This window comes from Mycobacterium sp. TH-M11 (assembly GCF_057473725.1).
The window spans coordinates 1-11813 of sequence record NZ_JBYCLD010000341.1 but is presented as its reverse complement, the minus strand read 5'-3'; the positions used below and the strand labels follow the sequence as shown (position 1 = coordinate 11813).

Genomic DNA, 11813 nt, shown 5'->3' with positions numbered 1-11813 from the left:
CGCCAGCAGTGCGGCAACCCCGACCAGGCCGGCCAGCGGGCTCGCGGGGCCGAAGGCCCACCAGCCGGCCCACGTCACCGCGGCGACCAGCGCGCCGAGCGCGGCGCCCACCACCGGAAGGGCGGTCATCGCGCCGCGGCCGAACGGCCGATCCCGACCGGCGGGCATCGGGACGACGGTCTCGAACGCGAAAGCCGCTGCCAGCGAACGGATCACGATGCAGACAAGCGATCGGTCACGCCGGCGTCGGCGAACGTCGCCATCGACGCGCAGGTGGCCACCGCGGCCCGCAACACCGGCAATGCCAGCGCCGCACCGCTTCCTTCGCCGAGTCGCATGCGCAGATCGAGGATCGGATCCAGACCGAGTCGGGCCAGTGCGAGCTCGTGCGCGGGCTCGGTCGACCGGTGGCCGGCCTGCCACCACAACCGCGCACCCGGCGCCAGTTGCTCGGCGATCAACGCGGCGGCCGTCACGACCATGCCGTCGAGCAGTACCGGTGTCCGCCGCACAGCGGCCTGCGCACAAAAGCCGGCGATGCCTGCCAAATCGGCTCCGCCGCAACACTGCAAGGTCGCCACCGGATCGCCCAGCACGTGCTCGGCCCGGTACAACGCATCGCGCACCGCCGCGGTCTTGCGGGCCCATCCGGCGTCGTCGATCCCGGTCCCGTAACCGACCACGGCCACCGGCTCGACACCCGCCAGCGCCGCGACCAGAACCGTTGCCGCAGTAGTGTTTCCGATACCCATATCGCCCGCGACCAGCAGATCGGCGCCCGAGTCGACCTCCTGATCGGCAACCTGGCGACCGGCGTCGATCGCGTCGCGGGTCTCCTGCCCGGTGAGCGCATCCTCGGTGGCGATGTCACCGCTGCTTCGTCGCACTTTGTGGGCGCCGATCGCGGCGGACGGCGGATCGGCGTCCACCGCGAGGTCGACGACCCGCACGGTGGCCCCGGCGATGTCGGCGAGCACGTTGATTGCCGCGCGGCCGGCGGCGATGTTGGCGACCATCTGCGCGGTGACTTCAGGGGGATACGCCGACACGCCGGACCGGGCGACGCCGTGGTCTCCGGCGAAGACGACGATCCGGGCATGCTCGAATTGCTTTGGTGGACAGTGTCCTTGGCACGACGACACCCATACGGACAGATCTTCGAGGCGGCCCAGCGACCCGCGCGGCTTGGTGAGGGTGTCCTGGCGGGCGCGCGCCGCCGCCGCGGCGGCTGTATCGGGCGGCGTCACCGGCGCGAACATCGTCACGTTTCAGGCTGCTTGATCGCCAGTGGCTGGCCGGCTACCACCAGCACGACGCGCTCGCACAATGCGGCCAACCGCTGATTGAGTGAGCCCAGCTCATCGGTGAACCGTCGGCCCGACGCGGTGCCGGCATGGACCGTCAGACCGACCTCCGGGCTGACCAGCACCAACGGTGCGGTGAAACTCGCGATGGCGCTTGTCAGTTCGTCGAGCTCGGTCGATACCGACCCGCCTTCCCAGGCCCGCCGCCGATCCAGGGTGGCGGCCAGCCAGCCGCCCATGTCGTCGACCAGCGTCGCGGTGTCCGGTGCTCGTCGCAACTGCCCTGCGACATCGTCGGTTTCGACCGTGTGCCAGTGCTGCGGGCGACGGCCGCGATGCTCGGCCACGCGCTGCCGCCAGGCTGGATCGCAGTCGCCTGCCTTTCCGGTCGCCAGGTAGTCCACAGTCTGATCGGTCGGCAGCGACTCGGCGATGGCCGACTCTGCCCACCGGGATTTGCCTGACCTGACTCCGCCGAGCACCAAGGTTCGCACAGGGGGTCGTCTACTCGACGCGGTCGGCGTGCGTGACTTGAGGTCGCGGTGCCCGCATCCGGCGCATCTGAGATGCCCGGCTGGTCGCGTAAAGCCCTAGCTTCCAACGGCTTTCGGTGTCGTGGGGGAACTTCTCATCGACCTTGCGGGCGACCTTGCGACCCAGGATCAGCCCGTCGAGCGCCATCACGAGCATCAACACCAGCATCGCGGGCGACACGTAGAACTGGAGCTGGGGGACGGCGAACATGAAAAACATCAGACCCAGCGCCGACGGCATGAACAGACCGAGCGCGTTGCGACGAGAATCGACGATGTCGCGGACATACCGGCGCACCGGCCCCTGATCGCGAGACAGCAGATACCGCTCGTCACCGCTGAGCATGCGCTCGCGTCGCTCGGCCATGTGGGTGCGCCGCTCGGAGCTCTGCTGTTTACGTTCGGCACGACTGAGTTTGGGTCCGGCCAATGACTTCCGACGGGCCCGGGCCTCCGAGGAGGTCATCGGCGCCGGCGCGACTGGGCCCTTGCGGCGAGCGTCGCGTCGGGGCGTGGGCCGTCCCTTGCGGGCGGTGGCCTGCGGGGTGTTCGGCGCCGTCGCTTCGACGACATCGGTCGGCGGCGCGGGCGCGCGCCGGTCTTCGCCCTTGCTACGGCCCAGCAGTTTCACGCCCGCCAGGTTACTTAACCGCGGAGGCGTCTGGAAAACGGCCGAGCTGGTCCGACGTTCTACTGTTGCTCAGATGAGTGGATCGGCACGCGATGCGCCGGCCCTTCGTCTGCTCATCGCGCCCGACAGCTTCGGCGACACCCTGACCGCGGTCGAGGCGGCAGCGGCCATCGCCGCGGGCTGGAACCGGGTGCGTCCTGGAGATCGCATTGTCGTCGCGCCGCAGTCCGACGGCGGTCCGGGGTTTGTCGACGTGCTGGCCAGCCGGTTGGGGGAGCGTCGCACGCTGACCGTTCGCGGTCCGCTGACCGCTGACGTCTCCGCCGCGTGGGTGCTTGACCCGGTGTCGCGGACCGCCTACCTGGAATGCGCGCAGGCCTGCGGACTGGCCTTGCTGGCCGGTCCGCCGACGCCGCACACCGCACTGGCGGCGCACAGCAGTGGCGTCGGTCAGCTGATCGCCGCGGCCCTCGAGGCGGGCGCGACCCGCATCGTGGTCGGGCTGGGTGGCTCTGCCTGCACCGACGGCGGTCGCGGGCTGATCGAGGAACTCGGCGGCCTTCCGGTGGCGCGGCGACGTCTCGACAGAGTCGAGCTGGTCGCGGCCTGCGACGTCGAATACCCGCTGCTGGGGCCCTGGGGTGCGGCCCGGGTGTTCGGCCCGCAGAAGGGCGCCGATCGTGGCACCGTTGCTGCCCTCGAAGAACGCCTCGAGCAGTGGGCCCGCGAGCTGGACGCCGCCGGTGGGCCGGTCAGTGCGGAGCGGGGTGCGGGGGCCGCAGGCGGGATCGGGGCGGCGCTGCTCGCGCTGGGCGGCCGGTGCCGGTCGGGCGCCGGGATCATCGCCGAGTGCACCGGCCTGGCCGCCGAACTGGCCGTCGCCGACCTGGTCATCACCGGGGAGGGCACATTCGACGAGCAGTCGCTGCGCGGCAAGGTCGTCGGAACGCTGGCTCGAACGTCGCCGGCACCGGTGGTAGTGCTGGCCGGCCAGGTCGCGCTGGACGAGGCGACCTTCCACTCCGCGGGGGTTCTGGGCGCGGCCGGCGTCGCCGATTACGCCGGCTCGACGCGGCTGGCGCTGGCTGATGCCGCCAACCAGTTGATGGGGCTGGCCGCCGAGGTCGCCGCACGGCTCTGACGAACGGCCGCACGACAAGGTACCGTTGGGAAGGTGGGTTGAATCGCCGAGCGAACCCACCAGCACGCACGTACTTACTCAGGAGAAGCAATGACTGTTCAGGACGAGTCAGCCACCGCCACCACCCACGGCGCGATCTTGACCGACGCCGCGGCAGCCAAGGCTAAGGCGCTGCTGGATCAGGAGGGGCGCGACGACCTGTCGCTGCGGATCGCGGTCCAGCCGGGCGGCTGCGCAGGCCTGCGCTACAACCTGTTTTTCGACGACCGCGCCCTTGACGGTGACCTCACCGCCGAGTTCGGTGGCGTGACGCTGACCGTCGACCGGATGAGCGCCCCGTACATTCAGGGCGCCTCGATCGACTTCGTCGACACCATCGAGAAGCAGGGTTTCACCATCGACAATCCGAACGCCACCGGCTCGTGCGCCTGCGGCGACTCGTTCAACTGAGCTTCGAGCGGGGCTCAGTACATTCCCGCGCTGTGTAGCACGTAGGAGCACACCAGGATCTGGTTGTGCTGACTGATCAACTGCGCGACGCCCTGCACCTCGCTGCGCGTACCGTTGCCCGTCGGCGGTTGCACACGCATGGTGAACAGTACTTGCGCCTGGTAACTGGACCAATAGACGATCTTGTCGATAGATGTCACCCGCGCCTCGGTGAACTGCTTGCGGAACGCGTCGCTGCTGAGCTTGGCCAACGCCTGATCGGCCCGGCGGTCCCGGACGGCGTCGTAGATGCCGCACAGCGTATTGCGGGCGATGGCCTCGATGTCGCGATGTTCCAGCGCGTCGAGGTAGCCCTGGATCGCCGACTGAGCGGTCGCATCGGAGAACGTTCCCGGCGCGCCCAGCGGAGCGCGGTGCGTGCCGTACACGACGGCGGCGATCGCCGCGGCGACGACGGCCAGCGCGATGCCGCCGCGGACGAGCAATCCGCGTCGGCGAGGCCTCGACAGGGGCGCCGGCGGCAGCGTCGGACCCGGGTACGGCTGCACCGGCTGCGGTGTCGGGTATCCCGCCGGGGCTGCAGCGGGCTCACTGGGATGTGTGTCGGCAAGCGGCGGTCCGTCGGAGCCCCCACGTTGGTCCGACGAGTACGGACCCGGCATAGCTGGATCTCCTCGGGTAGCAAAGCCGCAGGGCCCTGGACGCGTCAGGCCGCCGCGAGGTTCTTTTACGGAGGCTAGCTGGCGTCTGCCCGCGGTGCGGAGCCGACCACGGTCACGGGTAGGCTTCGATAGCCGAACTTAGGATTTGAAGGGGTGGAGTTTCGTGACGATCGCGGTAACGGGTTCTATTGCCACTGACAACTTGATGCGGTTTCCGGGTCGGTTCGCTGAACACCTGTTGGCCGAGCATCTGCAGAAGGTGTCGCTGAGTTTTTTGGTCGACGACCTGGTGATTCATCGCGGCGGCGTCGGCGGCAACATCGCTTTCGCCATCGGTGTGCTCGGTGGCGACGTGGCGCTGGTGGGGGCCGCCGGTGACGATTTCGTCGGCGATTACGGCAAGTGGCTGCAGTCGCACGGCGTCAACACCGACCACGTGCTGATCTCGAAATCCGCCCACACCGCGCGTTTCGTCTGCACCACCGACGAGGACATGGCCCAGATCGCGTCGTTCTACCCGGGGGCGATGTCCGAAGCACGCAACATCAAGCTGGCCGACGTCGTCTCCTCGCTCGGCAGGCCGGACCTGGTGATCATCGGTGCCAACGATCCGGCCGCGATGGTGGTGCACACCGAGGAGTGCCGCAAGCTCGGCCTGCCCTTTGCCGCCGACCCCTCGCAGCAGTTACCCCGGCTGTCCGGCGAAGAGATCGACAAGCTCGTCGACGGCGCGGAGTACCTGTTCACCAACGACTACGAATGGGAACTGCTGCAGTCCAAGACCGGCTGGTCGGAGGCTGACGTGATGGGCAAGGTCGGCCTGCGGGTGACCACGCTGGGCGCTAAAGGCGTCGACATCATCGACCGCGACGGCACGACCATCCACGTCGGTGTCGTCCCGGAGACCAGCCTGACCGACCCCACCGGCGTCGGTGACGCCTTCCGGGCCGGATTCCTCACCGGCCGCAGCGGTGGCCTGAGCCTGGAGCGTTCGGCACAGTTGGGCTCACTGGTCGCGGTTCTGGTACTGGAGTCGACCGGCACCCAGGAATGGAACTGGGACCCCGCCACGGCGAAGGTCCGGTTGGCGGACGCCTACGGCGACGACGCGGCCGCGGAGATCGCCACCGTCCTGGCGTAGAGCTCCCGCCCAGCCCGCGACACTTAACCGGTGGTGACAACACGCCGACGCCGATCGCAAGGAGTTAAGTCTCGGCGAAGACGGCTCGGGCGAGAGTGCCTAGAGCTGCACCGGATATAGCGGCTCGCTGATCTGCGGCACCACGCGGTGCTCGATAAAGATCGCGTGCCACAGCATGAAGATCAGTACCGTCCACAGCCGGCGGCTGTGATCGGCTACACCACTTCGGTGTTCGTCGAGCATCCGCAGAACGGCCGCTCGGTCGATCAGATAGTCAGTCGCTGAGGCACTGATCGTGTCGTGCGCCCACTCCAGCAGCGGGCCGGCGCGCAGCCAATGCCGGATCGGCACCGGGAAACCCAGCTTCGGGCGGTTCAGCACATGTGGCGGCACGATCGGCTCCAGTGCGCGGCGCAGCGCGTACTTGGTGGTCGTGCGGGTGATCTTGGCGTCGACCGGCAACCGCGACGCTACGGCGAACACCTCGGGATCCAGGAACGGGACCCGCAGTTCCAGTGAGTTGGCCATGGTCATCTTGTCGGCCTTGACCAGGATGTCGCCGCGCAACCAGGTGAACAAGTCGATGTGCTGCATCCGCGCGACCGGGTCCCAGTCGGCGGATTGGGCGTAGAGCGGCGCCGTGACGTCGGTGTGCGTCCACTGCGGCCGGAACACCGCCAGCACGTCGCGCAACTGCGCGTCGGAGAAGCTGCGGGCGTTGCCGTAGTAGCGCTCCTCGAGCGTCAGTGATCCACGGTGCAGCAGGCTCTTGCCGCGCAAGCCCTCCGGAAGCGGCTTGGACACCTTGCCCATCGAGCGGCGCAACGGCCGGGGCAGGTAGTCAAAAGGCTTCAGCGACAACGGTTCCCGGTAAATGGTGTAGCCACCGAACAACTCGTCGGCGCCCTCACCGGAGAGCACCACCTTGACATGTTTGCGTGCCTCGCGGGCCACGAAGAACAGCGGGACCAGTGCCGGGTCGGCCACGGGTTCGTCGAGATACCAGACGATCTCGGGCAGCGCCTCGACGAACTCCTCCGCAGCTACCACCTTGGCGATGTGTCGGGCACCGATCGCCTCGGCCGACGCGACCGCAACGTCGACTTCGGAAAATCCCTCGCGCTCGAAGCCAGTGGTGAACGTGATCAGCCGCGGGTTGTGCCGGATGGCCAGCGCCGCGATCGCGGTCGAGTCGATGCCCCCGGACAGAAACGCACCGACAGTGACGTCGGCCCGCATGTGCTTGGCCACCGAGTCCTCCAGAACCGCGGTGATCTCGGCGTAGCGGGCCTGCTCGGTGCCCTTCGAAAAGGGCACCGTCTGGAAACGTGGGACGAAGTAGCGGGTGGTCTCCGGTTGCCGTCCGGGACGGATGCGGGCATAGCAGCCCGATTCCAGCCGGCGCACGCCACGGTGCAGCGTCTCGGGTTCGGGCACGTACTGAAGCACTGTGTAGTGCTGGACGGCGCGCTCGTCGATCCCAGATGCCCCGGTGTCGAATCCCACCAGCTCGGCCAACTCCAGCAGGCATTTCTTCTCGCTGGCTACCGCCGTGCCGCCGGTGCCGGTGGCCATGAACAGCGGTTTGATGCCGAAAGGATCTCGGGCGCAGAATAATTCGCGGGTTACGGTGTCCCAGAGCGCGAAGGCGAACATACCCCGCAGCCGGGGCAGCGCGTCGGCTCCCCAGTAATGGTAGGCGGCCACGATCGCCTCGCCGTCGCCGTCGGTGGCGAACACGGCGCCGTGGCGTTCGGCGAGTTCGGCGCGCAACTCCAGGTAGTTGTAGATCTCGCCGTTGAACACCAACTCGTAGCGGTCCGGGGATTCTGGCGGGCCCCAGCGCAGCGGCTGATGCGAATGCGCGATGTCGATGATCGACAGCCGGTTGAAGCCGAAAACAACGGTCCCGGCGGGGTCGGCCCAGGTGCCCGGTTCGTCGGGCCCACGGTGGCGCATCAGGTGCGACGCCTGCGCGATGGCCTCGGCGGTGGCGTGCGCGTCGCCGTTCGACTCGGCGTCGGCCGAGGCGGCCACGAAGGCCAGCAGTCCACACATCGCCGATAAGTATGCCGCACGGCGGCGGCCGCTCATGGATGCCGCACAGCGACGGCCTAAAAGCGGCGGGCCTGCACTCGGCTCCGCGGCATGAGTGGTCTACGCTGCGTAGTATTCGACGTGCGAGTCAGCCGACAATCCCCTGACCGGGGATGTGCGACGTTGGTCCAGCTGGTGATTCTCAGGAGGCGTGACCGTGACATTTCGCGGGCCAAGCTTTTCGCAGGGCTTGTTGAAGAGCCGATCGGCAGATTTCCGCAGGCTACGTAAGCCGGCGGTAATCGGCATGCTGGGCTTGCTTGCGGTGAGCCTGAGCGGGTGCAGTTTCACCGAGGCCATGGCGTTGGGCTGGCCGACCGGCATCACCGAGGAAGCTACCTGGAACCGCCATCTCTGGATTGGCGCGGTGATCGCGTCTCTGGTGGTCGGCATCATGGTCTGGGGCTTCATGTTCTGGTCCATGGCGTTCCACCGCAAGAAGGCCACCGACACCGAACTGCCCCGGCAGTTCGGCTACAACATGCCGCTGGAACTGGTGCTCACTGTGACGCCGTTCTTGATCATCTCGGTGCTGTTCTACTTCACCGTGGTGGTGCAGGAGAAGGTGCTGCATCTGGCGTCCGACCCCGAGGTCGTCGTCGACGTCACCGCGTTCCAGTGGAACTGGAAATTCGGCTACCAAAAGATCGACTTCAAAGACGGCACCCTCCATTACGACGGAGCGGATCCGGCCCGCAAAGCGGCCATGGTGTCCAAGCCCGAGGGCAAAGACAAGCACGGTGAGGAACTGGTCGGCCCGGTCCGCGGGCTCAATACCGAAGACCGCACCTACCTCAACTTCGACAAGGTCGAGACGATCGGGACCAGCACGGAGATCCCGGTGCTGGTGCTGCCGGTCGGCAAACGGATCGAGTTCGAGCTGGCCTCGGCTGACGTGATCCACGGTTTCTGGGTGCCGGAGTTCCTGTTCAAGCGTGACGTGCTGCCGAATCCGGCAGCCAACCACTCAGTCAACCGCTTCCAGGTCGCCAAGATCGACCGGACCGGCGCGTTCGTGGGTCGCTGCGCGGAAATGTGCGGCACCTATCACTCGATGATGAACTTCGAGGTGCGGGTGGTCCAGCCCAATGACTTCAAGGCCTACCTGCAGCAGCGTATCGCCGGCAAGACCAACGCCCAGGCGTTGCAGGCAATCGCGCAGCCCCCGTTCGCGGTCACCACTCATCCTTTCGACACCCGTCGCGGCGAGATGGCGCCGCAGGCGAGTAAGTAGGGTCCCGTTAAGAGAGTAGGCCAATGCACATCGAAGCCAGGTTGTTCGAGTTCATCGCGGCGTTCTTCATCATCTGCACGGTCCTTTACGGTGTGCTGACAAGCCTGTTCGCCACCGGCGGCATCGAGTGGGCCGGAACCACCGCACTGGCCCTGACCAGCGGGCTGGGGTTGATCATCGCCACCTTCTTCCGGTTCGTCGCACGCCGGCTTGACACCCGTCCGGAGGACTATGAGGGCGCCGAGATCAGCGACGGCGCGGGGGAGCTGGGATTCTTCAGCCCGCACAGCTGGTGGCCGATCCTGATCGCGCTGTCCGGTTCCGTTGTGGCGGTCGGCATCGCCTTGTGGCTGCCGTGGCTGATCGGCGCCGGGGTGGTGTTCATCCTGAGCTCGGCGGCCGGGTTGGTCTTCGAGTACTACGTGGGTCCCGAGAAGCACTGAGATGCACCGGCGGGCCGGCCTTCAGGTCACGATCCGGGCATCAGTTGATCGGTGGCCGGGTCGCCTCGAATGTCGCGCGGGATCCTGTTGGGTAGGGTTCACGCCAGCCATATGAAGGAATATCGGAACGCGCCCGACACCGTGACCGCGGTGCTGCGAACGCCGGTGAAGTGAGTAGTCGAACAGGACAGACCATCATGAGTGGGCCGAATCCACCAGGACCCGGGTCCGAAGAACTCGGACCCGGCGTCCAGCCCAGCCAAGGCGGCGGCGAGTTCGACGGTGGCGAGAGCAATTTCGGTGCAGGACTTGAGGAGCCATACGCCGAAAGCGCGACCGGCCAGACGGATGTCTACTCGCGGGCCTACTCCGCCCCGGAGTCCGAGCACATCAGCAGCGGACCCTACGTGCCGGCGAACCTCGATCTCTACGATTACGACCACTACGACGATGCACCGTTAGAAGAGCCGGAACAGAAGACCGCGCGCTGGCCGTGGATTGTCGGTGTCGCCGCGATCGTTGCCGCTATCGCCCTCGTCGTCTCGGTGTCGCTGTTGTTCGCGCGAACCGACACCACCAAGCTGGCCACCCCCAGCACGCCGACGACGTCGACGCCGCCGATGCAGGACGAGATCACCGTTACCACCACCACGCGCCCGCCGCCGCCGCCGTCCAGTGAGCCACCCCCACCCCCGCCGCCGCCGTCTAGTGAGCCACCTCCGCCACCACCGGCGCCGTCGCCCGAACCCGCGCCCGCGCCCGCTCCCGCGCCCGTACCGCCGCCGGCCCCCGCGCCTCCACCCGCGCCGGCCGGACCCAAGCAGTACACGTATTCGGTGACCGGCACCAAGGCGCCGTTCGACCAGATCACGATCACCTACACCGATGCGTCGGGCATGCGGCGGACGCTGTCCAACGTCTATATCCCATGGACGATCACGCTCACCCCGATCTCGGCGTCCGACGTCGGCTCGATCGAGGCGTCCAGCCTGCTGCGGTTGAGCAAGCTCAACTGCAAGGTCACCGCCAGCGACGGAACGGTGCTGTCGAGCAACGAGAACAACCAACCGCAGGTCAACTGCTGATGATCGATAAGTACTCGCAGGCCTGGGGGCCGCGCGGTAAGGTCACCGCGGCCACTTCCGATCGCGTCCTGATCGGCTCATGCGCGGCAGTCTGGCTCGCGCTGGTCGGGATGAGCGTTGCTGCTCTCGTCGCATTGATGGACCTGGGCCGGGGCTTCCACGCCGCGAAGGGCAACCCGCACACCTCGTCGGTGCTCTACGCGATCATCCTCATCTCCGCGCTGGTGATCCTGGCGGCCATTCCGATGCTGCTGCGGGCCCGCCGCATCAGCCAGGACACCCCGGCGGCCCGTCCGGCGGCGTCGCCAGTGCGGACGGTGAGCGCACGGTCGATTAAGTCGGGGCCGATGGCCGGGATGGCGCACGGGTCCACCGAGCGGGTCACCAGCTTGCGGCCGACGCTACCCGACGCTGAGGTCGATCGGTTCTGGCTGCGCGGCACCGTCGCGTTGATGGGAACCATGGGCGGTGCGTTGCTCGCGGTGGCCGCAGCGACATATGCGATGGCGATCGGCCATGACGCTTACTCGTGGACTGGTTACGGCATCGCCGGGGCCATCACACTGGCGATGCCTCTGGTGCCATGGCGCCAGGTGCGGCAACTTCGCGGTATGCTCGCCGGCTGATTTCCTTGCCGTACCCATGGAGTGCGGACAACGACAACGATACGCAAAAAGATCGCGGCCTCGGTATGCCCGAGGCCGCGATCAGCTAAGTGGGTTGTGGCCGAATGTTAGTGGTGGCCGTTGGTGGAACCGTGGCCGTTGCTGCCGCCTTGGTGCTCGCGTAGCGCGGTGAGCGCGCGGGCGGTGGCAGCGTGGTGTGCCTCGGTCAGGGCGGCGTCTTCGGCGGGCGGGTCGGCGTAGAGGAAGCTGCCGGAGCCGGGGGCGCCGCTCGAGCCGAGTTTGTTCATCTTCACCGGCACCGGGGCGCCTTGGTACTCCAGCGGAACCGGGTGGCCGTGCTCGTCGACCGGGCCCAGGGGTTGATGGAGTTCGATGTAGGCGCCGTGCGGCAGGCGTTTGATGATGCCGGTCTCGATGCCGTGCTCGAGGACGGCGCGGTCACTGCGCTGCAGGGCGATGCACCAGC

At 67.6% G+C, this 11813-nt stretch carries 13 protein-coding genes and 1 pseudogene; 7 read left to right on the top strand and 7 right to left on the bottom strand.

All coding sequences use genetic code 11. The features are described 5' to 3' along the window. The 4 genes from AC2VOG_RS13795 to AC2VOG_RS13780 all read right to left on the bottom strand — a co-directional run. Positions 1-216, bottom strand: a 216-nt coding sequence (locus tag AC2VOG_RS13795) for an adenosylcobinamide-GDP ribazoletransferase (RefSeq protein ID WP_486940452.1), incomplete at its 3' end; no start/stop codon positions are given. Continuing rightward, positions 213-1265 (bottom strand): nicotinate-nucleotide--dimethylbenzimidazole phosphoribosyltransferase, encoded by a 1053-nt coding sequence (gene cobT / locus AC2VOG_RS13790; RefSeq protein WP_486940451.1) that lies wholly within the window; start codon positions 1263-1265, stop codon positions 213-215. The genes AC2VOG_RS13795 and cobT, both read right to left, overlap by 4 nt. Next, positions 1262-1798: a bifunctional adenosylcobinamide kinase/adenosylcobinamide-phosphate guanylyltransferase gene (locus tag AC2VOG_RS13785; protein ID WP_486940450.1), complete on the bottom strand. Its 537-nt coding sequence runs from the start codon at positions 1796-1798 to the stop codon at positions 1262-1264. Before AC2VOG_RS13785 ends, cobT begins: the two co-directional genes overlap by 4 nt. Positions 1799-1808: 10 nt before the next feature. After that, positions 1809-2468: a DUF3043 domain-containing protein gene (locus AC2VOG_RS13780; RefSeq protein WP_486940449.1), complete on the bottom strand. Its 660-nt coding sequence runs from the start codon at positions 2466-2468 to the stop codon at positions 1809-1811. A 73-nt stretch (positions 2469-2541) separates the two neighbouring features. Here AC2VOG_RS13780 and AC2VOG_RS13775 point away from each other — a divergent pair, with 73 nt between their 5' ends. Further along, positions 2542-3609 carry a glycerate kinase family protein gene (locus tag AC2VOG_RS13775; RefSeq protein WP_486940448.1) on the top strand — a complete coding sequence of 356 codons (1068 nt, stop codon included), beginning with the start codon at positions 2542-2544 and terminating at the stop codon, positions 3607-3609. A gap of 90 nt (positions 3610-3699) precedes the next feature. Continuing rightward, positions 3700-4059, top strand: coding sequence for an iron-sulfur cluster assembly accessory protein (locus AC2VOG_RS13770; protein WP_486940447.1), 360 nt, complete (start codon positions 3700-3702; stop codon positions 4057-4059). Positions 4060-4073: 14 nt separating this feature from the next. On the opposite strand, the gene AC2VOG_RS13765 is transcribed toward AC2VOG_RS13770, so the two are convergent. Then, entirely contained in the window at positions 4074-4721 is a 648-nt protein-coding gene (locus tag AC2VOG_RS13765; protein WP_486940446.1) for an Rv0361 family membrane protein, read from the bottom strand. A gap of 163 nt (positions 4722-4884) precedes the next feature. Between AC2VOG_RS13765 and AC2VOG_RS13760 the strand changes: the two genes are divergently transcribed. Next, a complete protein-coding gene (locus AC2VOG_RS13760) occupies positions 4885-5862 on the top strand; it encodes a carbohydrate kinase family protein (protein WP_486940445.1) in 978 nt (325 codons plus the stop codon). A 99-nt stretch (positions 5863-5961) separates the two neighbouring features. Here the strand turns inward: AC2VOG_RS13760 and asnB are convergent, their stop codons facing one another. Then, positions 5962-7920, bottom strand: coding sequence for an asparagine synthase (glutamine-hydrolyzing) (asnB, locus tag AC2VOG_RS13755; protein WP_486940444.1), 1959 nt, complete (start codon positions 7918-7920; stop codon positions 5962-5964). A gap of 196 nt (positions 7921-8116) precedes the next feature. Here asnB and ctaC point away from each other — a divergent pair, with 196 nt between their 5' ends. From ctaC to AC2VOG_RS13735, 4 genes are all read left to right on the top strand, one after another. Continuing rightward, positions 8117-9193, top strand: a complete 1077-nt coding sequence (gene ctaC / locus AC2VOG_RS13750; protein WP_486940443.1) for an aa3-type cytochrome oxidase subunit II — start codon at positions 8117-8119, stop codon at positions 9191-9193. A gap of 23 nt (positions 9194-9216) precedes the next feature. Beyond that, positions 9217-9636: a cytochrome c oxidase subunit 4 gene (locus AC2VOG_RS13745; RefSeq protein WP_486940442.1), complete on the top strand. Its 420-nt coding sequence runs from the start codon at positions 9217-9219 to the stop codon at positions 9634-9636. A gap of 197 nt (positions 9637-9833) precedes the next feature. Next, positions 9834-10721 carry an MmpS family transport accessory protein gene (locus AC2VOG_RS13740; RefSeq protein WP_486940441.1) on the top strand — a complete coding sequence of 296 codons (888 nt, stop codon included), beginning with the start codon at positions 9834-9836 and terminating at the stop codon, positions 10719-10721. After that, entirely contained in the window at positions 10721-11347 is a 627-nt protein-coding gene (locus AC2VOG_RS13735; protein ID WP_486940440.1) for a DUF2561 family protein, read from the top strand. The genes AC2VOG_RS13740 and AC2VOG_RS13735 overlap by 1 nt, the downstream gene beginning before the upstream one ends. A 107-nt stretch (positions 11348-11454) precedes the next feature. On the opposite strand, the pseudogene AC2VOG_RS13730 reads toward AC2VOG_RS13735, so the two are convergent. After that, a pseudogene (locus AC2VOG_RS13730) lies at positions 11455-11813 on the bottom strand (cytochrome bc1 complex cytochrome b subunit); the annotation flags it as partial.